Here is a 24414-nt window from a genome sequence, read left to right as displayed (position 1 = left end):
CATTGATAATTATCTGAATTTTCCGTAATATATAAACGTTGTATCGTATTTAATATTGGGGAGGAATAGGGATGAAGAAAAAGCCTTTTAAAGTGCTGTCTACGCTTGCGGCGGCAGCTGTGCTTAGTTGCACATTTGGGTATGGGGGTCAATCTGTTTATGCGGCAACGTCGTCTAATGGAGGAACTTTAAGTCCGATTGATGAAAATTTAATTCAAGAGGAGCGTTTAGCAGATGCGCTCAAGAAACGCGGTGTAATTAGTGAATCTACGTCGAAAGAAGACACATTAAAAGCTGTTGAAAAATACGTAGAGAAGAAAAAAGGAGAAAATGCGGGAAAAGAACCAGCAGCGGGGGATAGTGTTACGAGAGAAGCTGCTGACTTTTTGAAAAAAGTTAAAGATGCAAAAGCAGATGAGAAAGAAAAAGCAGATCAACCTGCTAGTGGTCCAGTAGCGGGACAAGAGCCGATTAAAGGGGGATTAAACGGCAAAGTACCAACTACTTCAGCGAAGCAAAAACAATATAACGGTGATGTTCGTAAAGATAAAGTTCTCGTATTGCTAGTAGAGTTTGCTGACTTTAAGCATAACAATATTGATCAAGTACCAGGTTATATGTATTCAAATGATTTTAATCCAGAACATTATCAAAAAATGTTATTTGGTAATGAGCCATTTACACTCTTTGACGGTTCAAAAGTACCAACATTTAAACAATATTATGAAGAGCAATCTGGTGGTAGTTATACAGTAGATGGCACAGTAACAAAGTGGTTGACAGTTCCTGGTAATGCGGCAGATTATGGCGCAGATGCAGGAGATGGCGGTCATGATAATCTGGGACCGAAAGGACCTCGTGATTTTGTAAAAGAGGCATTAAATGCGGCTGTAGAAAGCGGTATTGATTTATCTGAATTTGACGAATACGATCAATATGACAATAATGGTAATGGCAATAAAAATGAACCAGATGGTCTAATCGATCACTTAATGGTCATTCACGCTGGAGTTGGGCAAGATGGAGGTGGTGGTAGACTAGGTGATGATGCAATTTGGTCACATCGTTGGCACCTTGGAACACCATATCCAATTGAAGGAACAAAAGCAAAAGTTGATAACTGGGGCGGTAAGATGGCAGCATACGACTACACAATTGAGCCAGAAGACGGAGCGGTTGGTGTATTCGCACATGAATTTGGTCATGATTTAGGTCTTCCAGATGAGTATGATACGAAGTACACAGGAGCAGGTGAGCCAATTAACTCCTGGTCTGTTATGAGTGGCGGTAGCTGGGCTGGTAAGATTGCAGGAACAACGCCACCGAGTTTCTCTCCGCAAAACAAAGAGTTCTTTCAAAAGAACATAGGTGGAAACTGGGCCAATATTGTAGAGGTTGACTATAATAAATTAAATCGTGGTATTGGCTATGCGACGTATTTAGATCAAAGTGTAACGAAATCAAATCGTCCTGGACTGATTCGCGTTAACTTACCAGATAAAGAGGTGAAAGGTATTCAGCCTGCATTCGGTAAGAAGTACTACTATAGTACAAAAGGTGATAACCTTCATACAACATTAGAAACGCCAGTGTTTGATTTAACAAATGCAACAAACGCGAAGTTTGATTACAAATCAATGTATGAAATCGAAACGGATTATGATTTCCTTGAAGTACATGCAGTGAAAGAAGATGGCACGAAAACGTTAGTGGATCGAATTGGTGAAAAGAATGTGAAAAATGGTCTAGACACAACAGATGGTAAATGGGTAGATAAGTCTTATGATTTAAGCAAATTCAAAGGTCAAAAAGTAAAATTAGTATTCGAATACATTACAGATGGTGGTTTAGCGCCGACCGGTTTTACTTTTGATAATGCTACATTAACTGTAGATGGAAATGTTGTGTTCTCTGATGATGCAGAAGGCGAAACGAAATTTAAATTAAATGGTTTCGTTGTAGCAGACGGTTTTGATAAGAAAAAGCATAACTACTATTTAGAGTGGAGAAACTATGCTGGTGCTGATCAAGCGTTAAAATATAGCAGTGGTGTACCGTATAATACAGGTCTTCTAGTATGGTATGCAGACTCTAGCTTTACAGATAATTGGGTTGGTTTACATCCAGGTGAAGGTTTCTTAGGAGTTGTTGACTCTCACCCAGAGGCAATTATTGGAACGCTAAACGGAAAACCAACTGTTAAAAATAGTACACGATTCCAAATCGCAGATGCTGCGTTCTCCCTTAACCAAACACCAGCATGGAAAGTCGTATCTCCAACACGTGGAACATATGATTACAAAGGATTACCAGGTGTAACGAAGTTTGATGACTCTAAATTGTATATAAATGATTTAATCCCAGATGCAGGACGTAAATTACCAAAATTCGGATTGAAATTTGAAGTAGTTGGACAAGCAGATGATAATTCTGCAGGTGCAGTTCGTTTATATCGTTAATAATGTAGAAGCTGTTGAAGGGGAAGTCCTTTCAACAGTTTTTTTTACAGAAACATAAATTTCAAGTTATTAATAAAATAATAGAAATTACTAAGCAAGCTGGCTTATTTTTTTAAACCAGCTGCATAAAAAGGTCCATGAACTGCAATAGTTGATAAAAAGCGAGCAATCTCCTCAGGTGTTTCTTTTTGTCCATTATTTAACCATTGTTGGATGACACCTATATGTGCAGATGCCATATAAGAAGTTAAGTATTCGCTTGGAACAAGTAAATTCTCCTTATTAATGAGAGGACCATTCGTATCTTCAAATAATGTTTTCCACATAAAGTCTTTCAGTTTTGTTTGGAAAGATAAATCTCCTTTCGGACTTAGTACAGCTCTCATAAAATCACTATTTTCATTTAGAAATTCAAGAATAGAAGTGATAAGTATAAATGGCATTGTTGGGGAAGGATTTGTTCCAAGGTCAGCAATAACTTCCGGGAATTTCTGTTTAGCAATGTTAGAAAACTCGTACATAATGTCTTCTTGGCATTTTGTCATTAAATCAAATTTATCTTGATAGTGCGCATAGAAAGTACCGCGATTAATGTTTGCTTTAGTTGTAATATCTTTCACTGTAATGGCGTCAAAACCCTTTTCTTCAATTAGCTCCACCAATGCATTTCGTATGGCAGTTTTCGTACGAATAACACGCAAATCTAAATTACTATCGCGCAAAGCATGTCCCTCCTTAATTTTACTCAACACATTTAGAAAATGTGTCTTATAACCGACACATTCACGATTTTTGATTATTGTATAAGGTTCAACTCGAACATATAATTCAAAATATAAATAAACAACACGTTGTTGATTATTATAAATCAAATTAAAGGAGGAGAAAAGAAGATGTTTAAAAATAAACTTTTATTGTTATCACCAGTTATTGCACTACTTGTTGTTTTTATTTTTTCATTAACGTTATTTCCAACTGTTCAACCGCAGCCGAAAAACTTGCCAATTGCAATTGTAAATGAGGATCAAGGTGTAGAAATTCCAAATCAACCGAAAATGAATATGGGGCAAACAATTGTTGATATGGTGAAAAAATCATCGGAATCAGATGGAGAACCTGCGGTAAAGTGGGTAGAAGTGAAGAATAAGGAAGCAGTTCAAAAAGGGTTAAATAATAAAGAGTATTATGCAGCGTTAGTCATTTCGAAAGAATTTAGTGCAAAACAAGCATCGTTACGCACACCACAGCCATCTTCACCTGAGATAGAAATATATATTAATCAAGGAATGAATACGGCTGCATCAACTATGGCAGGACAAATATTAAATGGCGTGTTTGATAATATGAACAATAATGTTCGTACACAAATATTAGAAGGGTTGAAAACAAAAGGAGCTACTGTAACAACAGATCAAGCTGAGAAATTAGTAACACCTATTGTAAAGAACGTGAAAAATGTGAATGAGGTCGGCAAAAATAGTGCGAACGGTAATTCACCAATATCATTGTTCCAGCCGTTATGGATTGCAGGTTTAGCGAGCGCAGCGATTATTTTTATTGCGATTAGTAAAATACCGGTAAGTTCACGAAAAGAAAACTTTATATTGAAAGTAAAACAAATCGTAACAGGAGCTATTGCGGCACTTGTAATTGGATTTGGTCTTACATGGATTGCAGATGGGATGGTAGGATTAAATATTTCGAACTTCACGGATACAGCTCTATTCTTATCCATTACTTCTTTTAGTTTCTTCTTAATGATATCTGCGGTACTTTCATTAGTTGGGCTAAAAGGAATCGGTTTATTCGCTTTATTACTATTCTTCGGGGCGCCGTTATTATCATTAGCACCTGAGATGTTGTCTCCGTTTTATCAAGACTGGGTTTACTCATGGTTACCAATGAAATTTATGATTGAAGGCCTAAGAGAAATCTTCTTCTTCGGAAAAGGGTTAAGCTGGAATACACCTGTTACTGTACTCGTTTGGATTGGTATAGTAAGTATGGTTACTATATTAGCAACTACATTCAAACGTAGTGTAGTAAAAGGGCATAAAACAGAATTGAACGCTTAAAAACAAGCCGTTTCACTAATTAGTGAAACGGCTTGTTTGTGATTTTTTCTCAATGTAAATGCCTGATTGTTGAAAAGTGTAGTGTTTAGAATTAAGTCGGAATCTTTAAAGATCGCGTACGTTCCAAACAATCTCACCACGTTCATCATCCCACGTACTGTGATGACGCTTAAATCCTATCTTTTCTAGTACCCGGAGGGAAGCGATATTCCAAGCGCCTACAGTCGACCAAAGTCTATGGCGCCCAGTAGCAATCGCAGCGTCCAGTACAACGGATGCCGCCTCAGTTGCATAACCTTTACCATGGGTGCTGCGAAACAACTCGTATGCAATCTCCGGCTCTTCAAGTGTGGAACGACCGATAATTAAGCCGCAGTATCCGATGAAATCGCCTTCGTCTCTCCTCCGAATAGTGAGAAGGGAAATGCCATTTTCGTCTGCCTTTTTGCGCATCTCAATAAGCCGGCTACGAACGGAGTCGAGGGTTGGCATGTCCACACCACGTTCGCCAATTAATTTTCTCATCCAAACTGAATCGGATTCCTCCCACATACTAAGCTCAAGTCTTTCGGTTTTCAGCTGGAAGGCCATAGGTTTAAATAAAGATGGCATAGTGGTACCTCCTAGTTATATGATTGGATTCATAATAGCTTCGCATCTCAACACCACATCTGGTTGGAAACCTGATTCATTCGCGAATTTATAGCCACAGCGTACAAAAAAATAGTGATATTTTATCCGCTATTTGTCGTGTAGTAAAATCCCCACTGAATATAGTTTCACTTTATGAATAAGCAATTCCTTTGCAAAATAGACCCTTTTCTCAAACTTTTCTTTCATTCTAAAGCTGTCCTGTTATATACACAGGCTCCTACTATTTCTAAATGCATAAAATGTTAAGCGAAAGTATGGAGGGATACGATGTATAATTCGAATTATTATGATTGGTATAGGCAGAATGATAAGTTGATTAGTGATATTGAAAAAGCTATAAATGGAGAGTATAGCGCTATAAGCTGCTATGCAAAATTAGCGAATATGGCTCCAAATCAAGTAGAACAAAAACAAATTCTTGAAATCCGTAATGATGAAATAAAGCATTTCCACAACTTTGTACAAATTTATACGAATTTAACTGGTAGGCAGCCAAAACCACAAATTACTGAAGACTGCCCAAATACGTATTTACAAGGATTAGAGTTCGCTATACAAGATGAACAAAAAACAGTAGATTTTTATTTGGAAATTTCAGATGAGACATCGGATGCACATCTGAAAGAGTTGTTACGGAGAATAGCTGCGGATGAACAAAATCATGCAGTATGGTTTTTATATTATTTCGTGAAGTCGAAGTGAGCATTAAGAATGAACGAATGATGTGGTGCATATATTAAAAAATATTTTAAAACGTAGTCCAACAATTGAATGAAATATTTAAATGTAAGCAAAAGGAAACCGTTTCGCTAGTAGTGGAGCGGTTTTTTATGATGTACATATGTATCGACAAAATATAGTAATTACATTTCATATATAATGTATGAAAATGAAGAAGTTAGGAGCAAGCATATGAAAAGAGGGATTACAGTAGATATTCTAGATGGATATGATAATTTACTTTGGAAAGTGTTAAAGCCAATTGATATTACTGCATTTGATTGGCAAGCCATGGGAAGGGAGGAAGCTTATATAATAGTAGGGAATGAATTAGGTCCAGAATTATTTTCAGAAGATAACGAGATCATGGCAGGTTCAGCTTTAAAAAAGCTAATAAAAGACAACATATATTATCTTTTATTTGTAGACTTAAAAGCATATCCAAAAGGGGAAGTACTAGGAGAAATTGAAACATATGAAGAATTTAAGGAGAGTAAGTGTGAAGTAGTCGTATTAGTAGCGGATGGTGATTACATACAAATTTATGTGAAAAACCAAGAAGAGATTGAAATGATGTATGAAAACGCACGGAATCAAGGATTGTATGTAGAATATATTACAGATGAAAATGATGGAAGGACTCGTATGTCAGTATGGTAGTAATGTGAAAGGGGAACAGCAATATGGAGAGAAATCTAAGTAAAGAATATACAATTCGAATTGCTACCGAAAATGAGAGTGATAGTATTAAAACTCTATTAAAAGAGGTAGCACAATGGCTACAATATAAAGAAGTGGATCAGTGGCAGTATCTTTTAGGAGAGGAAGCTACGGCTGAAATACTAGAATGTATAAGAGAGAAATATACATATGTTGTTCTGAAAGAAGATGAAATAGTTGGTACGGTTACAGTTTCTCCTAAACAAAATGAATGGGATGAACATATTTTTGGTAAAGAGGAAGTTTCTAATTCATTATATATTCATAGATTTGCGGTGAAACGGAAGTATAAGGGGAACGGAATTGGAGAATGGATTTTACAGTGGATAGAAGAGAATGTACAACATGACAAAGAGTATTTGAAGTTAGATTGCGTGGGGCATAATCGTACGTTGAATGATTTTTATAAGAAAAATGAGTTTGAATATGTTGGGAGTACGGATGGGCTTAGTAAGTTTCAAAAGAAAAGGAGAATGTGAATGCATCCAATTAACGTAAGTTTAGTTGAAAAGTTAATACAGGAACAGTTTCCTGAATGGGCCCATTTAGAAGTGAAACCTGTAAAGTTTAGTGGGCATGATAATAGGACGTTTCACTTAGGGGATGAGATGAGTGTAAGATTGCCAAGTGATGTGGCATATGCACCGCAAGTAGAGAAAGAAAATAGTTGGCTCCCTATATTAAGTAAGGGACTTTCTTTACCAATTTCTACACCAATTGCGAAAGGAAATCCGTCTGAAGCGTATCCATTGCCTTGGTCTATTAATAAGTGGATAGAGGGAGAAACAGTTACGAAACAAAACGTTCGTGATTTAAATGAATTTGCAGCGGACTTAGGATCTTTTTTAGTAGAATTGCAATCTATTAATGCGAGTAAAGGCCCTTTAGCTGGACCGCATAATTTTTACCGGGGCGGACTTATATCGGTATATGATGAAGAGGCGAGAGTTGCTATTGAAAATAATAAGGATGTTTTTGACGAGGCATTATTAAAGCACCTTTGGAATTTAGCACTTAGTTCAATATGGGACCGTAAGCCAGTTTGGATTCATGGAGATGTAGCACCGGGGAATTTACTCGTTAAAGATGGAAAACTTTGTGCTGTAATTGATTTTGGTATTTTAGGCGTAGGAGATCCTGCTTGTGATGCAGCGATGGCTTGGACGTTTTTTGATGAAAATAGTAGAAATGTATTTAAAGAAGTATTACGCATGGATGAAGAAACGTGGAATAGAGCGAGAGGATGGGCACTTTGGAAGGCGTTAATTACATATGACGCGAATAGGGATAGTAATGAGAAGGTGGCAGAAGAATCTTATCGTGTCATTCAAGTGATTGTGGATGATTATAAAGGGTAATAGAAAAGCCTATTTTAAAATAGGCTTTTTCATATGATTAAATAGTAGAAATGGAAAGAAGGAATACAACATTATTATACAGAATATTTAGATAATAGGAGGTGTCGAATTTTGAGTGAAATTGAATTAAAGAGTAATGTAATTAAGACAGGGCGAGAGAAGGGGATTATTCTTCGGTTTATACTTGCTAGTCTCGTTGGGGTGTTTATGTTTTTCGTTCCTGTTACGATAAACGGTGAATCGTCTATTATGATTGATCATATCGTATCGTGGATTAGGGCTTCAGTTCCAGGCGTAGTACCTTATTATGCATTATTTGTTATGGCGATTGGTGCGATTTATCCATTTTATACGAAGAAATGGAATGCATCTATCGTAGACATTTGTTTTTCTATTTTAAAAGTAGTTGGCGTTGTTTTCGGCATATTATATTGTTTAAAAGTAGGACCAGCTTGGTTCTTTGCGCCAGATGTTGGGCCGTTTTTGTATGAGAAGCTAGTCATATCAGTAAGTTTGCTCGTTCCAATTGGCTCGGCGTTTTTAGCGTTATTAGTCGGATATGGATTGCTTGAATTTATCGGTACATTTTGTCGTCCGATTATGAGGCCATTATGGAATACGCCTGGGAGATCGGCGATTGATGCAGTTGCGTCCTTCGTTGGAAGTTATTCGCTTGCCCTTCTTATTACGAACCGCGTGTATAAAGAAGGAAAGTATACGACAAAAGAAGCGGCGATTATCGCTACAGGATTTTCTACAGTATCCGCTACATTTATGATCATCATCGCAAAAACATTAGATATTATGCATTTATGGAATGTTTATTTTTGGACTACGCTTGTTGTAACATTCATCGTGACTGCTATCACCGTAAGAATCCCGCCCCTCAGTAGAAAACCAGATACATATGTAACAGAAGAAGGGTTCCCAGAGCCTGTTTATAAAGAGAAAATGTTAGAACGTGCTTGGGAAGATGCGTTAGAAGTATCAAAGTCTGCACCGAGCATTATGAAAAATATTGCAGTGAATTTAAAAGATGGATTTATTATGACGATGGGAATTTTACCATCCATTATGTCAGTAGGATTAATTGGTATCGTCTTAGCGAAGTTCACGCCAATATTTGATTGGATCAGTTATATTTTCTATCCATTTACATGGCTATTACAATTACCGGAAGCAGACTTAGCTGCTAAAGCCGCATCAGTTGGTATTGCAGAAATGTTTTTACCGTCATTATTAGTAGTAAGTGCACCACTCGTGACAAAGTTTGTTATTGCAGTTGTTTCCGTATCATCTATTTTGTTTTTCTCCGCTTCCATTCCTTGTATATTATCAACAGATATTCCGTTAAAAGTATCTGAACTTATTATTCTGTATGTGCAGAGAACGATTTTAACGTTGCTTATCATTACGCCGATTGCTTATTTGTTGCTTTGAACTATAATGTAAGTTCTAAATATATGGCGTTTACTAACTTGTGTAAATAAATATTTATCTTAAAATCGTAGGTAGTGCGAAATTATAAGTGCGATGCTTGAATAAAGGCATCGCATTTTTTATTTTTAGATGTACTATATATTTATGGTGTGAATTTATTTTATATATTAATAAAACGATGTTAATGATATGTTATAGTAACAACAAAGGGGGCTTAAAAATGGAAATTATTCACGAAAGAGCAAAGTTGCGGTTAATGGATAATACTGATGTCGAAACTTTGTTTTCGATTGTAGAAGGAAATCGGGATATTTGGGCGTATTTAATCTCTAAAATGGATAGTGTGCAAGATATGCAACAATACGTTCAAAAAGCGATAAAGGGTTACGGAAGAGGTACTCAAATACCTTTCGTAGTCGTAGATCAACAGACGAATAAGATTGTAGGAAGTACACGTTTATATAATATTTCAGTAGAAGATAAGACAGTTGAGTTAGGGCAAACGTGGTATCATCCGAGTGTGCAACGTACGAGTATAAATACAGAGTGTAAGTATATGCTTCTTCAGTATGCTTTTGAAAAATTGCATATGCTGAGAGTGCAAATTAAGACGGATGCAAGAAATGAAAAAGCACAACGAGCAATTGAAAGGTTAGGCGCAGTAAAAGAGGGTGTGCTTAGAAATGAAAGAAAATTACCGAATGGTTATGTGAGAGATGCGGTGGTGTACAGTATTATCTCGAGTGAATGGCCAGGCGTAAAAGAGAAAATGTTAGAAAAATCAGAGTTGTATAAAGAAAAGTTATAATTCGTGTTTTGAAAGGTATATTGTTCGTGAGGCATGAAAAATATACCTTTTTTCTTACAAAATGCTACTTTATTTTAATTCCTTTTGTTTCATCGTTCCCTTCTGAGAAAAAATTCGTTACAATGTAGTTGTATGGTAATAAACTTATGAATTTAAAAAATGTAATGAAAACCGCAAATGAAAATGAATTGATAATCCTCAATTTTAAATGAAAACCCTTTTATACATAAATAACAAGTAAAGTTCCTTCTTTTAAATAAACTCAAACAAAACGATTTGATATAAATGTTTTTTATAGAAGTATGGATGATGTACGGAGGCAATTACAAATGAAAGAAAATAAGAAGAGTAAGAAAAGACGAATCTTTCAAGTATTTTTACTAATGATTTGTTCTGCTATTTTATATGTAAGTTATGCAGCTTACGATATTTGGAGTTATCGTTTTAAAGCAAATGATGACGTGAAAACGGATGCTGGTATCGTACTAGGCGCAGCTTCATGGAACGGAAAACCATCTCCTGTATTTAAAGAAAGAATTAATCATGCGATTTCTTTATATAGGAACGGAAATATTAAAAAGATTATTTTTACAGGTGGTACAAAGTTCGAGGCAGAACTTGAGGAAGCACGTACTGCAAGAGTATATGCAATGAAACAAGGTGTAAAAGAGGAAGATATTTTAATTGAAACTAAATCCCTTTTCACTGAAGAAAATTTAAAAAATGCGAAGCAAGTTGGAATAGAGAACGGCATACAAACATACACGATTGTAAGTGATCCACTTCATATGAAACGCGCAATGAGAATCGCAAAACATATTAATATTGAAGCGTATGCTTCACCAACGCCGACATCAGCATATAAAACGTTAGATACAGAAATACCATTCTTCTTTAAAGAATTATTCTCGTATATTGGATATGTAACCTCTTTGCCGTTAAAAGCATTGAAGGGGGACTAATATAAGAAAAGGATCTATCCTTAAATAGGAACTTTTCTTATTAGTCAAAAACATTGTATTTTTATCGGAATAGTGAAACAATAGAGAGGTAGCTTCATATAATCATAATGACAAAATGAACGGTTTATGAATCGAGCATAAAGGAGATTATAGTATGGCACTCTCATTTGTTGAAACAGAAGAACAGTCTTTAATTATTGAGAAAATAAATAAATTGATTCCGAAGTTCATGGAAAGGGAGCATCAGCTAAGTGAATTAGGATCATTTCCGTATGAAAATATAAATGATTTGAAAGATATCGGATATACGAAATTAACGTTACCGAAGGAATTTGGTGGTAGTGCGATTTCTTTATATGACTTCGTTTTATTTCAAGAGAAAATCGCGGAAGGCTGCGGAGCTACTGCATTATCGATTGGCTGGCATCTTGGCATTGTGAAAGAGCTAGCGGAAAATCGCTCTTGGAATGATGAGATGTTCAAATGGTTTTGCGAAGAAGTAAGCAATGGTGCGCTCTTTAACAGGGCAGCAACAGAACCGAAAACAGGGAGTCCGACGCGTGGCGGCAAACCAGAAACAATAGCGGTTCAACAAGGCGAGAAGTGGGTTATAAATGGAAGGAAAACTTTTACAACGATGGCGCCAGTACTTGATTATTTTATTATTTCAGCAAGTATGGAAGGCCAAGAAGAAGTTGGTGAGTTTGTTATTCCAAGAAATACACTCGGTGTATCTATTGAAGAAACGTGGGATAGCGTTGCAATGCGAGGGACTGCTAGCCACGACCTTGTCTTACAAAATGTAGAGATAGACAACCGCTTTTTTACGGATGTAAAAGGCGGGAAAGTGAAACAAAAGGGTATTGGCTGGTTGCTACATATACCAGCATGTTATTTAGGAATCGCACAATCAGCAAGAAATTATGCAGTTCAATTTGCGGGATCATACAAGCCAAATAGTTTAAACCATTCTATTAGTTTATTACCGAATGTTAGAAAATTAGTTGGAGAATTAGAACTCGAGCTTATGCAAGCTCGCGTCTTTTTATATCAAATTGCGAAAAAATACGATGAGGCAGAAGATAAACTGTCACTGCAAGCAGAATTAGCGGCAGTGAAATACGCCGTAACAAATGCGGCGATATCCATAGTGGATAAATCAATGCGCATCGTAGGAGCAAAAAGTTTATCAGAAAAAAATCCGCTTCATCGTTACTATTTAAATGTCAGAGCAGGATTACACAATCCACCGATGGATGATGCAACATTGTCTATGCTGGCGGATGCGGCGTTTCGGTCGTGATTTTTGAAGTTTACATTTTATTGTTTATGGATATTATAGTTGTTTTGAAAGCACGGGTTTGATTAGTAATCAAACCCGTGCTTTTTATGTGTATGAAGTACTTAATGGAGATGTAGGTTTTTAATATAAATGATTATCATGGTGTTGTGATTGTTTCTTGTTGAAAAATTCTTATTGTAATGCCAGTTTGGAGGCTGTATAAACATTTTTCGTATTTAATCCCAAATTAAAGGTCTTTCCAAGTTAACCATTCGCAAATATTGTAAAAATTGACCCGCATGGACCGCATCATGATAGGCAATTCGTAATAGCATATCACCTAAATATCGTTGATAGCCAACATCACTTCTATCAATAAGTCTTGAATCTAGCTCGGCTATGCTTATTGATTGAACATATTCTATGAAGTCAGTAAAGTGTGATTGTGCCAATTCAATTTCTTTTTTTACACAAGTAATTGGCTCGTCATCATACGGGGTACGTATGTCGTTTATTGAACCGTTGTTTTTTATAATCATATGATAGTAAAAAGTTGAGCTCCATACGTGACGAATCATTTCACCTAAGGACATAGCCTCAGGATCAGGCTTCCAATTAAGAAAATTATCGGGAAGAGAATTCCATAATTTTTCTGAGCGCCTCTCGTTTCTTTTAAATTTAATATACTAAGATCAATTGCATTCATAATACATTCTCCTTTACTATTAAACTTAAAATAATTGTATCAATTTAATAGTTAGGGTATCATCGAAATATGAATGTATATCCGAATATCTCATATATAGCTAAACTAATTGCTGAACCTACAAGAGCAATCATCTTAGATTGTCTAATGAATAATCAGGCACTACCTGCTAGTGAATTGGCTTATATGGCAAAAGTGTCACATCCAACAATTAGTTCGCATCTTTCTAAATTAGTAGAAGGGAATTTACTTACAGTTGAACAACATGGTAGACATCGTTACTATCGACTTGCTAATCAAGAAGTTGCAGAAGTGCTTGAAAAGTTAGGGACAATTGCACCAACAGTTCAAGTTCGCTCTTTAAAACAATCAAGCCAACTAAAACAAATTCGTTATGCTCGAACTTGTTATGATCATCTTGCAGGCAAACTCGGTGTAGAGATAACTGAAAAATTACTAGATAGGCAATTTATAATTTTAGAGGATGGAGAATACATTGTAACGGAACAAGGTAAGAAATGGTTTCTGAATTTTGGAATAAATGTTGATGAGGCAGATACAAAAAGGAGGGTATTTGCAAAACCTTGCCTTGATTGGAGTGAACGGCGTTACCATATTTCTGGTTGGTTAGGGTCTGCAATTGCAAAACTGCTTTTTGAACAGGGATGGATTACGAAAACGGATAAGAACCGAGCTGTCCATCTTACAAAGAAAGGTGTAAAGTTATTGGAAGATCAATTAGGCATTGATCTGAAAACTGAGGAAAGAAAAGCTTGAAATTAGAAAAATCCGTCAAAATGAAGGGCTTTTTTCATTATGGTAGGAGTGTACATGAATAATAGGATGTTACCAATAATCGTTGCCAATAAAAAATCTTTCTTTTCATTCTTCTTTTTTAAGTTTTAAAGGAGAAAGCTAGGCTTCTTATTTTTACTAATGTTATAATAAGAAAAAAGCACGAAAAGAGGTCATCTCATGCTAGAGGTTATTGCAACATGTTTAGAAGATGTAAAACGAATTGAAAGTGCTGGCGGGAAGCGGATTGAATTAATTTCATCTTATACAGAAGGTGGTTTAACACCGAGTTATGCTTTTATAAAAAAAGCGGTAGAAGTGGTAAGTATACCAATTCATGTTATGATTCGTCCGCATGCGAAGTCTTTTACATATACGGAAGAAGAAATTGAAATGATGAAAGAAGATATTATAGTTGCACAGAAGTTAGGAGCAGCTGGTGTAGTATTAGGCGTATTAAACGAACGAAATGAAGTGGATGAAGAGAAATTAGCGGATTTACTATCTGTTGTAGATGGAATAAATGTAACGTACCACCGTGCGATAGATGATATAAAAAATCCAGTAGAAGCGATGAGCACTTTAAAGAAGTTTCATAAAGTGACTCACGTTTTAACTTCAGGTGGACAAGGAAATATAGTAGAGAATATTCCGGTGCTTACAGAAATGCAAAAGGTAAGTGATGGTCAAATTCAGCTTGTAGCTGGAGCTGGCGTGACGAAAGAAAATATAAAGCGATTGCTAGATGAAACTGGAATCACGCAGGCGCATGTCGGTACAGCGGTAAGAGAAGGAAAATCATGTTTTTCTGAAATAGATCCTAATTTAGTACAAGAATTAGTTGAAATAATAAAATAAGTGCTTAAGAAAGAGGAGAAACGATGAAGGAAAATACGAAGAAAGAATTATTCTCTTGGGCTAAAACAATAGGGTTTACCCTTGTATTAATTGCTATTATTCGCGGTGTTTTATTTACACCTTCTTTAGTACAAGGTGAATCAATGATGCCCACTTTAGAAAATAACGAACGAGTTCTCGTGAATAAGATTGGTTATAGTATAAGTGGATTAGATCGCTTTGATATTATCGTCTTCCACGGAAAAGAAGGATACGATTTAGTAAAACGAGTAATTGGTTTGCCAGGCGATACAGTTGAGTATAAAAATGATGTTTTATATGTAAACGGAAAAGCGATGGAAGAACCATATTTAAAACAGTTTAAAGAAAAAGCAGTAGGCCGTGTATTAACTCCAGACTTTACGTTAGAACAAATCACAGGGAAAACGAAAGTGCCAGAAGGCCAAGTATTTGTTTTAGGGGATAATCGTGAAGTTTCTAAGGATGGTCGCATGTTTGGCTTTATTTCAGAAGATGAAATTGTCGGAAAAGGACAAGCTGTTTTCTGGCCGTTAAAACAAGTAAGAGCGTTATAAAGTGTGGTGAAGTATGGGAGAGATATTCTTCCATACTTTTTTATTTGCTTAAAATCTATTGATAGAATTGAAAGAATATTTTATAATTTTAAATTATATGTTTGTTTCGAAAAATGGAATTTAAGTTCCGTAATTCGGAACGAAAGGGAGATAGAATGAGTATAAATAAAACGGCAGTTAAGACAATGGATATTTTAGAGTTGTTTTATGCGCATGAAGAGTTAAGTTTAACTGAGATGGTTCAGCTTACAAATATGCCGAAAACATCTGTTTATCGTTTAATTGGCTCGTTAGAAGAGATGGAGTTTTTACAAAAAAACGAAAAGGGGAAATATCGTTTAGGGGTCGTATTTTTACGGTTCGGTCAACTTGTTTCACAACGATTATCAGTAAGGAATATAGCAATTCCTTATATGAAAGAGCTTAGAGATAGTTTAGGACAGGCAGTTAATTTAATAATTCAAGATGGTAATGACGCAATTTATGTTGAAAAGATGGAAGGTGTTCAGCCAGTACGCGTGTATACGGCGGTTGGAAGAAGAGCACCGCTTTATGCTGGTGCATGTCCGAGAATTTTACTATCGTATTTTTCTGAGGAAGAGAAACGGAGATACATAGAGGAAGTGGATTTAAAACAGTTTGCAGATGGAACAATTGTGGATAAGGAACAATTGCTAGAAGTGTTGCAAATGGCAAAAAAGGAAGGCTACACAATTAGTTATTCTGAGTTAGAAAATCATACAGCCGCAATAGCAGCGCCCATTTACGCAAGTGATGGAACGGTTGTAGCAGGTATGAGTATTTCGGGATTAGCAATTGAGTACAGCGAAAGTAACATTTCATATTTTATCGCTAAGGTGAAAGAAACAGCACATCGCATTTCGAAAGAACTCGGCTTTTTGGTATAGAAAGAGGGAGTAGGATGAAATTTTCTGCGTTAGGGAATCAAGCAATTATTGTTACATTTGGTGAAGAAATTAAGATGGATATATATGAGAAAGTACAGCGGTTATTTCAAGCACTGCAGCAACATCCGTTTGCAGGAATGATTGAGTGCGTTCCGTCGTTTACTTCATTAGCTGTTTACTACAATGTATACGAAGTATGGAAGAGAAATGAGAGAAGTGAAAGGTCATATGATTACGTTCGCCAGTATATAAAGGAGCTGTGTGATTCTTATAAAGAAGAAGTAAAACAGGATGTGAAACATATTTCTATACCAGTGTGCTACGGGGGAGAATATGGACCTGATTTAGAAGAGGTTGCACATTATAAAGGTTTACAAGTAGAAGATGTGATTCGAATACATAGTGAAACTACATATTTTGTATATATGTTAGGTTTTACACCAGGGTTCCCGTATTTAGGAGGACTATCAAAAGAATTAGAAACACCTAGAAAAGAAATACCGCGGTTACAAATCTCACCTGGTTCGGTAGGAATCGGCGGAAATCAAACAGGTATTTATCCACTTGAAACACCGGGTGGATGGAATATTATTGGTCGAACACCAATCTCCTTATTTAATCCGGAAGAAGAAACACCAACCTTTATTCAAAGCGGTATGTATTTACGATTTATCCCAATAACGAAGGAAGAGTACGTATCACTTGAGGGGGCTAAAGAATGGATGTAGAGGTTTTGCATGCAGGAATGTTTACAACAGTCCAAGATTTAGGGCGATCTCATTATCAACAATACGGTGTACCAGTTGGCGGGACTATGGATCAAAGTGCACTTCGGATGATCAATATGTTAGTTGGTAATGAGGAGAATGAAGCGGGACTCGAAATGACGATTATGGGACCTAAATTGTTAATAAAGAAAACGACTTTACTTGCGATTGGCGGAGCAGATATGGAACCGTTATTGAATGGAGAACGTATCCCGTTATGGCGTCCCATTTTAGCGGAAGAAGGTAGTATGCTTTGTTTTGGAAAAGTGAAAAGTGGTTGCAGAGCGTATGTAACTTTTGCGGGTGGTATACATATTGAGCGTACAATGGGAAGCAAAAGTACGTACATACGTGCTGCGATTGGTGGTATAGAAGGAAGAATGCTGAAAAAGGGTGACTACTTCCAAATTGGTGCACAACCAGAAATGGCGAATCGTTTCATTCAAGACTTACAAAAAGATGAGTGTATAAAAACGAAGTGGGCAATTAGCAACAGCGTACTACCAAAGTATAAGAAACATCCTAAGCTTCGTGTCATAGCTGACTTTGAATATAATCAATTTACAGAAGAAAGTAGAAAGGCATTTTTTACGAAAGAGTATAAGGTATCTAATTATGCTGACCGTATGGGCTATAGGGTTGAGGGAGAAGTTTTAAATAGGAATGAAGAAAAAGAGATTTTATCGAGTCCTGTTACATTTGGAACCATTCAAGTTCCTAATGGTGGACAGCCGATTATATTAATGGCAGATAGGCAAACGACAGGTGGCTATCCGAGAATGGGAAATATCATTTCAGTAGATTTACCTCTTCTTGCCCAGCTAAAGCCGGGGGACTATGTTTCTTTTGAGAAAATTACGCTTGAAGAAGCGGAACAATTGTACATAGAACAAGAAGTAAATATGAATTTATTAAAGAAATTCATCGCTTTACGAAGCTGAAATTAGGAGGAATACATTATGACTACAATCGATTTAAACTGTGATTTAGGAGAAAGTTTTGGCGCTTATAAAATGGGGAATGATGATGAGATTCTTCCGTTCGTTTCCTCTATAAACGTTGCTTGCGGTTTTCATGCGGGTGATCCGTCTATTATGCGTCAAACTGTTGAAAAAGCTTTGGAGCATAACGTAGCAATAGGGGCGCATCCTGGATTTCCTGATTTAATTGGATTTGGTAGAAGAAACATGAATGTTTCAGCAAGTGAAGTATACGATTATGTTCTATATCAAACAGGCGCATTAGACGCATTTGTGAAAGCGGCAGGCGGGAAAATGCAGCATGTAAAGCCGCACGGTGCCTTATATAATATGGCGGCGTCTAATCCGGAAATTGCAGATGCAATTGCAAAGGCAATTTATCATATAAATCCAAGTCTATTACTTTATGGATTAGCAAATAGCGAGGCGTTTATACAGGCTGCAGAAAAATACAAAGTAACTCTTGTACAAGAGGCTTTTGCGGATCGTACATATAAGCAAGATGGTACATTAACGAGCCGTACAGAAGAAAATGCGCTTATAAAAGATGAAGACGAAGCGATAAAGCAAGTACTTCAAATGGTGAAAGAAGGCCATGTAAATGCGGTCAATGGAGAGAAAGTAGCAGTTCAGGCGCAAACAATTTGTTTACACGGTGATGGGGAAAAAGCAGTGCAATTTGCAGAAAGAATATACAGAACATTCAAACTTAATGATATTTCTATTTGTGCACCGAAATAAAAAATAGGGGGAAGTGCTGGGATGATTAAATTAATCGGAATACTACTTGTTGCAGTGGGCTTTTTATTTAGATTAAATACACTTTTAGTAGTTATGGTTGCAGGTATTGTTACTGGTATGGTTTCAGGATTAAGTTTTTATGATGTGATCAGCATGTTCGGTAAATTTTTCATAGAAAATAGATATATGTCTATGCCAATTATATTAACTTTACCGGTAATCGGAATTTTAGAGCGTTACGGTTTAAAAGAAAGAGCAGAAGCACTTATAACGAAATCAAAAGGAGCAACAACTGGAAGAGTATTAATGTCATATTTTACGATAAGAGAATCATCAGCAGCACTAGGGCTTAATATTGGTGGGCATGCGCAAACAGTAAGGCCGCTCGTTGCACCGATGGCAGAAGGGGCCGCGCAAGGTAAATATGGTAAACTTCCTGAAAAATTAAGAGAAAAGATTAAAGCAAACGCAGCAGCTGCTGAAAATACAGCTTGGTTTTTCGGAGAAGATATTTTCATCGCAACTGGAGCTATTTTATTAATGAAAGGATTCTTCGATTCAGTAGGTATGCATGTCGGAGTATGGGATATGGCACTTTGGGGCATTCCGACAGCAATATCTGCACTTATTGTAAGCTGGATTAGATTTAGAAAGTTTGATAAATATATAGAGAAAACAATGAAGGCAGAAGGAAAAGAAGAGAAGGAGGCAATTTAATATGAACATCATCACAATGGATACAATCTATTATGTATTAGGGATAATCGTTGCTTTTATCGCTGTTCGTATCGCATTCGATCGTGAACATCCAAACAGATTCGGTTCTAGTTTATTTTGGGCATTGTTTGCAGTTACATTTTTATTCGGAAATGTAATTCCTTCGTTTTACGTTGGCTGTATAGTGCTCGCTATGGTCGTTTTAGCTTCACTAAATAAAGTAACAAAATCAGAGGAAAAAGAAGTTCCAGTACAAGAACGTGTGAAACATGCTGAGAAATTAAAAAATAAAATTTTTATGCCTGCACTATTAATTCCTATTTTTACAATTATCGGTACGTTGACGTTAGGGAAAATTAAATGGGGAAATGTCTCTCTTGTTGATCCAGATAAAGTAACATTAGTTGCATTAGCGCTTGGTGCATTACTCGCATTCGTTGCGGCGATGCGTATTACAAAATCAAAAATAACAACGCCTGTACAAGAAGGAAGCAGACTATTACAAGCTGTCGGCTGGGCTGTTATTTTGCCACAAATGTTAGCAGCACTTGGCGGTATATTCGCGAAGTCTGGCGTTGGACAAGTTGTTTCAGACTTAGTTGGACAAGTGCTACCGACAGAGTATCCGTTCGTTGCTGTTATGGCGTACTGTTTAGGCATGATGCTATTTACAGTCGTAATGGGAAATGCATTCGCAGCGTTTGCTGTTATTACTGGCGGAATTGGCTTACCTTTAATAGTTCAAATGCACGGCGGAAACCCAGCAATTATGGCAGCACTCGGTATGTTTGCTGGATATTGTGGAACGCTACTTACTCCAATGGCAGCAAACTTTAATATCGTACCTGCGATGCTTTTAGAGCTAAAGGATAAAAATGCGGTTATTAAAGCACAAGTACCAATTGCTCTTTCAATTTTTATCATAAATATGTTTATTATGTACGGCCTTGTATATCGTTTCTAATTAGGAGGATAAAACTATGAAAACAGTATTATTAACAGGGTTTGATCCGTTTGGCGGAGAAAATATCAATCCAGCTTGGGAAGTAGCAAAAGGTTTGCATGAAAAAACAATTGGAGAATACAAGATAATAAGCAAACAAGTACCAACTGTATTTCATAAATCAATAAGCGTATTAAAAGAGTATATAGAAGAACTAGCGCCGGAAATTATTATATGCATTGGACAAGCTGGGGGCAGACCAGATATTACGATAGAACGTGTCGCAATTAATATTGATGATGCAAGAATTGCTGACAATGAAGGGAATCGGCCGGTAGATGTACCGGTTGTAGAAGAAGGAGCGATTGCGTATTGGTCCACACTCCCGATGAAAGCAATTGTAAAAAAACTTCGCGAAGAAGGCATACCGTCATCTATTTCACAAACGGCAGGTACATTCGTTTGTAATCACTTATTCTATGGACTTATGCATGAACTAGAGAAACATGATAAGAAAATAAAAGGAGGATTCATTCATATTCCGTTTTTACCAGAACAAGCGAGTAATTATCCAGGACAACCGAGTATGTCACTTTCTACTATTCGTAAGGGGATAGAATTGACGATTGAGGTAACGACGACAGTTGAAGTAGATATTGTAGAGGTTGGGGGCGCAACGCATTAAGTAAAATGAATTGTACAACACCTCATGTAAACAACTGGTATAATAAGAATAGGAAAATACATAGAGGTGATTTTTGTGCAACAATTTGAAGAAGTACGTTCAATTTTAGAAAAAGCGAAGAAAATTACAGTATTAACAGGCGCTGGTGCAAGTACGGAGAGTGGTATTCCAGATTTTCGTTCAGCAAATGGATTGTATGCTGATGCGAATGTGGAGATGTACTTATCAAGAGGGTATTATAACCGAAGTCCGAAAGAATTTTGGAAGCATTATAAAGAAATCTTTCAAATTAATACGTTCCATCAATATAAACCAAATCGTGGACATCGCTTTTTAGCTGCGCTAGAAGAACAAGGGAAAGATATTACGATTTTAACGCAAAATATTGACGGTTTACATCAATTAGGTGGCAGTAAGCATGTCATTGATTTACATGGAACACTTCAAACAGCACATTGTCCAAAATGTAAATCAGGCTATGATTTACAGTATATGATTAATAATGAAGTGCCGCGCTGTCAGAAGTGTAATTTCATTTTAAATCCAGACGTTGTTTTATACGGAGATACATTGCCGCAATATCAAAATGCAATCAAACGTTTATATGAAACAGATGTGCTTATCGTTATGGGAACGTCACTAAAAGTACAGCCTGTCGCTTCATTCCCGCAAATTGCAAAGAGGGAAGTAGGAGCAACAACTATTTTAGTAAATGAAGAGTTAACAGGACAGGAATATAACTTTGATTTTGTTTTTCAAAATAAGATTGGTGAGTTTGTTGAAGGGTTATCGTCGGTTAAATAAGTTATTATATTTATGAAAAACTGAGGTGTATAGAGAACACCTCAGTTTTTTGTTTGAATAAAATTCATGTTATGACGTATGAAGGGGAATGGTAATAAATAGGTTATAAAATTAAAAAACTGAAAATTAAATCTTTTATTTCTTTAGTAATTAATATAAAATTCTATATATATCATATAAATAAATTTGATACATAATGATTTTGCGTAGAAATGTTAATAGAACGAAGCGAGGGAGCGAAATGAGACAGAAAAAGGAGCAGAAAAAACAATCGAAAAAGAAAAAGACTCATATTCCATTTCGGTTAAATGTACTATTTTTTATTGTCTTTCTTTTATTTTCAGCTATTATAATTCAATTAGGTAAAGTACAAATCATTGATGGAGAAACGTATAGAAATGAAGTAAACAAAAAGGAAGATGTAACGGTAAGTACTCCCGTTCCTAGAGGGAAAATGTTTGATCGACAAGGTCACGTTATTGTAAATAATAAACCATTACGAACCGTTACATATACGAAAATGAGAGGAGTGGACTCGAAAGAAGTTTTACAAGTAGCAAGAGATTTAGCTAAGCTAATTGAAATGTCGCAAGAGGACATGGATAAGTTAACAGAGACAGATAAAAAAGATTTTTGGATGCAGTTAAATGAAAAGCGGGCAGCAGCGAAAGTAACGAAAGAAGATGAGAGTAAATTTAGAAAGCAAGAAATAGAAGGAAAAGAGTTAGATAAAAAAGTAGAAGAACTGCGCCGGGAAAGAATTACACAAGAAGAATTAAATGAGCTTTCAAAGGAAGATATAGAAGTATTAGTAATTAAAAGCAAAATGAATGCGGGATATAAAATGACGCCGCAAATCGTAAAAAAAGATGTAAGTGAAAATGAATATGCTGTCGTTAGTGAAAGGTTGGCAAGTTTACCGGGGGTAGATACAACAGTAGATTGGGAACGTGAATACCCAAATGATAAAATACTGCGCTCTATACTAGGTAGCGTTTCTAATGAAAATGAAGGGTTACCAAGAGAACAATTAGATTATTATTTAGTTCGTGATTATAATCGAAACGACCGTATTGGTAAAAGTTACATCGAAAAACAATACGAAGATGCACTACATGGAACGAAAGAACAGTCTAAAAATATTATGGATAAAGCAGGGAAGATTGTTCGAACAGAAAAAGTGACTGAAGGAAAAAGTGGAAATAACTTGATGTTAACAGTCGATATGGATTTACAGAAAAGAGTAGAGGGAAGCCTTGAAAAGAATTTACGAGCCTTTCATGCTGCAGAGCCGATGATGGATCGTGCGTTCGTAGTAATGATGAATCCGAAAAACGGTCAAATTTTATCAATGGCAGGAAAGAAAATTGTAAATAAAGATGGCGGTATGCAAATAGAAGATTATGCATTAGGAACGATGACAAGTTCTTATGAGTTAGGGTCAACTGTAAAAGGGGCTACTTTATTAACTGGATATCAAACAGAAGCGATTAAGCCGTATACACACTTCTTTGATGCGCCAATGTATTTTAAAGGAAGTTCTAAGCCGAAGAAATCGTGGAAAGAATTTGGGGATATTGATGATTTAAGAGCTTTGCAAGTGTCATCGAACGTTTATATGTTTAATACAGCTTTAAAAATGGCAGGCATTAATTATGTTCCAAACAATCCATTAGATATTAAACAAGAAACATTTAATAAAATGCGCTACTATTTTAGACAATTTGGCCTAGGTGTGTCCACTGGTATTGACCTGCCAAATGAATCAATCGGTCAAATAGGTAGAACTGATAACATACCCGGATTTTTACTTGATTACGCGATTGGACAGTATGATACATATACGCCGCTTCAGCTTGCGCAATATATTTCAACCATTGCAAATGGCGGTTACCGAATGAAACCACAAATTGTACAAGAAGTTAGAGAGCAACCGAATAGACCAGAGGATGCAGGAAAAGTTGTTCGGTCGATTGAACCAGTTGTATTAAATAGAGTGGATATGGAAACTTCGTACATTAATCATGTAAAAGAAGGATTTAGAAGAGTTTTTCAAGAAGCTGACGGAACCGGAACCGGAACATTTAAAGGTCTACCATATAAACCAGCGGGAAAAACAGGAACAGCTGAGACAGTATATGGTGGAGAAAGTGATATTGGAAGAGATGAGAACAACAACCGAAAAAAATGTTATAATTTAACTCTTGCCGGTTATGCACCATATGATGCGGATCCGGAAGTAGCTTTTTCAGTTGTTGTACCATGGGTGAATGATGATAAATCAGGAATTAATTCTGCGATTGGTAAAGAGATTTTGGATGCGTATTTTGAATTAAAAACAAATAGATCAAATACAAATTCAATTCCAGTAGAACAACCGAACAAGGCACAGTAAAAATAGTATCACTGCATGGAAACATATTGTGCAGTGATATATTTTTTGAGTTAAAAAGCGCT

Annotated in this window: 24 protein-coding genes and 1 pseudogene; 22 read left to right on the top strand and 3 right to left on the bottom strand. The window is 36.2% G+C overall.

The window, feature by feature from the left end; genetic code table 11:
- The first annotated feature begins 71 nt into the window (after window positions 1-71).
- The gene (locus ACUXVC_RS15530) at window positions 72-2459 is read left to right on the top strand and encodes an immune inhibitor A domain-containing protein (protein WP_095690618.1); all 2388 of its coding nucleotides are present in this window, start codon (window positions 72-74) and stop codon (window positions 2457-2459) included.
- Window positions 2460-2563: 104 nt separating this feature from the next.
- On the opposite strand, the gene ACUXVC_RS15525 is transcribed toward ACUXVC_RS15530, so the two are convergent.
- Window positions 2564-3181: a TetR/AcrR family transcriptional regulator gene (locus ACUXVC_RS15525; protein WP_088021883.1), complete on the bottom strand. Its 618-nt coding sequence runs from the start codon at window positions 3179-3181 to the stop codon at window positions 2564-2566.
- Window positions 3182-3352: 171 nt separating this feature from the next.
- Between ACUXVC_RS15525 and ACUXVC_RS15520 the strand changes: the two genes are divergently transcribed.
- Complete coding sequence (locus tag ACUXVC_RS15520; RefSeq protein WP_446025745.1) at window positions 3353-4534, top strand: YhgE/Pip domain-containing protein; 1182 nt, start codon at window positions 3353-3355, stop codon at window positions 4532-4534.
- A gap of 105 nt (window positions 4535-4639) precedes the next feature.
- Here the strand turns inward: ACUXVC_RS15520 and ACUXVC_RS15515 are convergent, their stop codons facing one another.
- Window positions 4640-5146, bottom strand: coding sequence for a GNAT family N-acetyltransferase (locus ACUXVC_RS15515; protein WP_089171362.1), 507 nt, complete (start codon window positions 5144-5146; stop codon window positions 4640-4642).
- Window positions 5147-5455: 309 nt separating this feature from the next.
- Between ACUXVC_RS15515 and ACUXVC_RS15510 the strand changes: the two genes are divergently transcribed.
- The 8 genes from ACUXVC_RS15510 to ACUXVC_RS15475 all read left to right on the top strand — a co-directional run bounded on the left by ACUXVC_RS15510 (window position 5456) and on the right by ACUXVC_RS15475 (window position 12499).
- The gene (locus ACUXVC_RS15510; protein WP_000282830.1) at window positions 5456-5890 is read left to right on the top strand and encodes a ferritin-like domain-containing protein; all 435 of its coding nucleotides are present in this window, start codon (window positions 5456-5458) and stop codon (window positions 5888-5890) included.
- A 210-nt stretch (window positions 5891-6100) separates the two neighbouring features.
- On the top strand, window positions 6101-6568 hold the full coding sequence (locus ACUXVC_RS15505) for a DUF2691 family protein (protein ID WP_000820194.1): 468 nt from the start codon (window positions 6101-6103) through the stop codon (window positions 6566-6568).
- Window positions 6569-6591: 23 nt separating this feature from the next.
- Window positions 6592-7107 (top strand): GNAT family N-acetyltransferase, encoded by a 516-nt coding sequence (locus ACUXVC_RS15500; RefSeq protein WP_089171361.1) that lies wholly within the window; start codon window positions 6592-6594, stop codon window positions 7105-7107.
- Entirely contained in the window at window positions 7108-7986 is an 879-nt protein-coding gene (locus tag ACUXVC_RS15495) for an aminoglycoside phosphotransferase family protein (protein WP_098127578.1), read from the top strand.
- 111 nt (window positions 7987-8097) lie between these two features.
- Window positions 8098-9426 carry a YjiH family protein gene (locus ACUXVC_RS15490; protein ID WP_089171359.1) on the top strand — a complete coding sequence of 443 codons (1329 nt, stop codon included), beginning with the start codon at window positions 8098-8100 and terminating at the stop codon, window positions 9424-9426.
- A gap of 220 nt (window positions 9427-9646) precedes the next feature.
- Window positions 9647-10234 (top strand): GNAT family N-acetyltransferase, encoded by a 588-nt coding sequence (locus ACUXVC_RS15485; RefSeq protein WP_089171358.1) that lies wholly within the window; start codon window positions 9647-9649, stop codon window positions 10232-10234.
- A gap of 329 nt (window positions 10235-10563) precedes the next feature.
- Window positions 10564-11196, top strand: a complete 633-nt coding sequence (locus ACUXVC_RS15480; protein ID WP_000662218.1) for a YdcF family protein — start codon at window positions 10564-10566, stop codon at window positions 11194-11196.
- 154 nt (window positions 11197-11350) lie between these two features.
- Complete coding sequence (locus ACUXVC_RS15475; protein WP_095690621.1) at window positions 11351-12499, top strand: acyl-CoA dehydrogenase family protein; 1149 nt, start codon at window positions 11351-11353, stop codon at window positions 12497-12499.
- A gap of 215 nt (window positions 12500-12714) precedes the next feature.
- Here the strand turns inward: ACUXVC_RS15475 and ACUXVC_RS15470 are convergent.
- Window positions 12715-13184: pseudogene (locus ACUXVC_RS15470) on the bottom strand (DinB family protein).
- Window positions 13185-13253: 69 nt separating this feature from the next.
- Here ACUXVC_RS15470 and ACUXVC_RS15465 point away from each other — a divergent pair.
- From ACUXVC_RS15465 to ACUXVC_RS15410, 12 genes are all read left to right on the top strand, one after another.
- Window positions 13254-13961 carry an ArsR/SmtB family transcription factor gene (locus ACUXVC_RS15465; protein ID WP_001103806.1) on the top strand — a complete coding sequence of 236 codons (708 nt, stop codon included), beginning with the start codon at window positions 13254-13256 and terminating at the stop codon, window positions 13959-13961.
- A gap of 198 nt (window positions 13962-14159) precedes the next feature.
- Window positions 14160-14837, top strand: a complete 678-nt coding sequence (locus ACUXVC_RS15460; RefSeq protein WP_000895119.1) for a copper homeostasis protein CutC — start codon at window positions 14160-14162, stop codon at window positions 14835-14837.
- A gap of 23 nt (window positions 14838-14860) precedes the next feature.
- Window positions 14861-15412, top strand: a complete 552-nt coding sequence (lepB, locus tag ACUXVC_RS15455) for a signal peptidase I (protein WP_000662490.1) — start codon at window positions 14861-14863, stop codon at window positions 15410-15412.
- A 155-nt stretch (window positions 15413-15567) separates the two neighbouring features.
- Entirely contained in the window at window positions 15568-16320 is a 753-nt protein-coding gene (locus ACUXVC_RS15450; protein WP_144465325.1) for an IclR family transcriptional regulator, read from the top strand.
- Window positions 16321-16334: 14 nt separating this feature from the next.
- Window positions 16335-17048, top strand: coding sequence for a 5-oxoprolinase subunit PxpB (pxpB, locus tag ACUXVC_RS15445; RefSeq protein WP_446025744.1), 714 nt, complete (start codon window positions 16335-16337; stop codon window positions 17046-17048).
- The gene (locus tag ACUXVC_RS15440; protein WP_144465324.1) at window positions 17039-18028 is read left to right on the top strand and encodes a 5-oxoprolinase subunit C family protein; all 990 of its coding nucleotides are present in this window, start codon (window positions 17039-17041) and stop codon (window positions 18026-18028) included. The genes pxpB and ACUXVC_RS15440 overlap by 10 nt, the downstream gene beginning before the upstream one ends.
- An 18-nt stretch (window positions 18029-18046) precedes the next feature.
- Window positions 18047-18808, top strand: a complete 762-nt coding sequence (gene pxpA, locus ACUXVC_RS15435; protein ID WP_098679883.1) for a 5-oxoprolinase subunit PxpA — start codon at window positions 18047-18049, stop codon at window positions 18806-18808.
- 21 nt (window positions 18809-18829) lie between these two features.
- Window positions 18830-19525, top strand: a complete 696-nt coding sequence (locus tag ACUXVC_RS15430; RefSeq protein ID WP_095690626.1) for a DUF969 domain-containing protein — start codon at window positions 18830-18832, stop codon at window positions 19523-19525.
- Window position 19526: 1 nt separating this feature from the next.
- Complete coding sequence (locus ACUXVC_RS15425) at window positions 19527-20489, top strand: DUF979 domain-containing protein (protein WP_001021658.1); 963 nt, start codon at window positions 19527-19529, stop codon at window positions 20487-20489.
- Between the two features lie 16 nt (window positions 20490-20505).
- Window positions 20506-21153, top strand: a complete 648-nt coding sequence (gene pcp, locus ACUXVC_RS15420) for a pyroglutamyl-peptidase I (protein ID WP_144465323.1) — start codon at window positions 20506-20508, stop codon at window positions 21151-21153.
- Between the two features lie 75 nt (window positions 21154-21228).
- Window positions 21229-21957 carry an NAD-dependent protein deacylase gene (locus tag ACUXVC_RS15415; protein ID WP_144465322.1) on the top strand — a complete coding sequence of 243 codons (729 nt, stop codon included), beginning with the start codon at window positions 21229-21231 and terminating at the stop codon, window positions 21955-21957.
- 241 nt (window positions 21958-22198) lie between these two features.
- Window positions 22199-24352, top strand: a complete 2154-nt coding sequence (locus tag ACUXVC_RS15410) for a peptidoglycan D,D-transpeptidase FtsI family protein (protein WP_023522349.1) — start codon at window positions 22199-22201, stop codon at window positions 24350-24352.
- Window positions 24353-24414: the final 62 nt, after the last annotated feature.

The sequence above is a fragment of the Bacillus sp. N6 genome (assembly GCF_052805735.1).
The sequence above is the reverse complement of the archived record's forward strand: the minus strand, read 5'-3'. Positions and strand labels throughout refer to the sequence as shown.

What these genes read in the sequence shown, in the direction of transcription:
- ACUXVC_RS15530 (WP_095690618.1), top strand. Translation starts at nt 72, where the DNA reads ATGAAGAAAAAGCCTTTTAAAGTGCTGTCTACGCTTGCGGCGGCAGCT.
- ACUXVC_RS15520 (WP_446025745.1), top strand. Translation starts at nt 3,353, where the DNA reads ATGTTTAAAAATAAACTTTTATTGTTATCACCAGTTATTGCACTACTT.
- ACUXVC_RS15515 (WP_089171362.1), bottom strand. Translation starts at nt 5,146, where the DNA reads ATGCCATCTTTATTTAAACCTATGGCCTTCCAGCTGAAAACCGAAAGA.
- ACUXVC_RS15510 (WP_000282830.1), top strand. Translation starts at nt 5,456, where the DNA reads ATGTATAATTCGAATTATTATGATTGGTATAGGCAGAATGATAAGTTG.
- ACUXVC_RS15505 (WP_000820194.1), top strand. Translation starts at nt 6,101, where the DNA reads ATGAAAAGAGGGATTACAGTAGATATTCTAGATGGATATGATAATTTA.
- ACUXVC_RS15500 (WP_089171361.1), top strand. Translation starts at nt 6,592, where the DNA reads ATGGAGAGAAATCTAAGTAAAGAATATACAATTCGAATTGCTACCGAA.
- ACUXVC_RS15495 (WP_098127578.1), top strand. Translation starts at nt 7,108, where the DNA reads ATGCATCCAATTAACGTAAGTTTAGTTGAAAAGTTAATACAGGAACAG.
- ACUXVC_RS15485 (WP_089171358.1), top strand. Translation starts at nt 9,647, where the DNA reads ATGGAAATTATTCACGAAAGAGCAAAGTTGCGGTTAATGGATAATACT.
- ACUXVC_RS15480 (WP_000662218.1), top strand. Translation starts at nt 10,564, where the DNA reads ATGAAAGAAAATAAGAAGAGTAAGAAAAGACGAATCTTTCAAGTATTT.
- ACUXVC_RS15475 (WP_095690621.1), top strand. Translation starts at nt 11,351, where the DNA reads ATGGCACTCTCATTTGTTGAAACAGAAGAACAGTCTTTAATTATTGAG.
- ACUXVC_RS15465 (WP_001103806.1), top strand. Translation starts at nt 13,254, where the DNA reads ATGAATGTATATCCGAATATCTCATATATAGCTAAACTAATTGCTGAA.
- ACUXVC_RS15460 (WP_000895119.1), top strand. Translation starts at nt 14,160, where the DNA reads ATGCTAGAGGTTATTGCAACATGTTTAGAAGATGTAAAACGAATTGAA.
- lepB (WP_000662490.1), top strand. Translation starts at nt 14,861, where the DNA reads ATGAAGGAAAATACGAAGAAAGAATTATTCTCTTGGGCTAAAACAATA.
- ACUXVC_RS15450 (WP_144465325.1), top strand. Translation starts at nt 15,568, where the DNA reads ATGAGTATAAATAAAACGGCAGTTAAGACAATGGATATTTTAGAGTTG.
- pxpB (WP_446025744.1), top strand. Translation starts at nt 16,335, where the DNA reads ATGAAATTTTCTGCGTTAGGGAATCAAGCAATTATTGTTACATTTGGT.
- ACUXVC_RS15440 (WP_144465324.1), top strand. Translation starts at nt 17,039, where the DNA reads ATGGATGTAGAGGTTTTGCATGCAGGAATGTTTACAACAGTCCAAGAT.
- pxpA (WP_098679883.1), top strand. Translation starts at nt 18,047, where the DNA reads ATGACTACAATCGATTTAAACTGTGATTTAGGAGAAAGTTTTGGCGCT.
- ACUXVC_RS15430 (WP_095690626.1), top strand. Translation starts at nt 18,830, where the DNA reads ATGATTAAATTAATCGGAATACTACTTGTTGCAGTGGGCTTTTTATTT.
- ACUXVC_RS15425 (WP_001021658.1), top strand. Translation starts at nt 19,527, where the DNA reads ATGAACATCATCACAATGGATACAATCTATTATGTATTAGGGATAATC.
- pcp (WP_144465323.1), top strand. Translation starts at nt 20,506, where the DNA reads ATGAAAACAGTATTATTAACAGGGTTTGATCCGTTTGGCGGAGAAAAT.
- ACUXVC_RS15410 (WP_023522349.1), top strand. Translation starts at nt 22,199, where the DNA reads ATGAGACAGAAAAAGGAGCAGAAAAAACAATCGAAAAAGAAAAAGACT.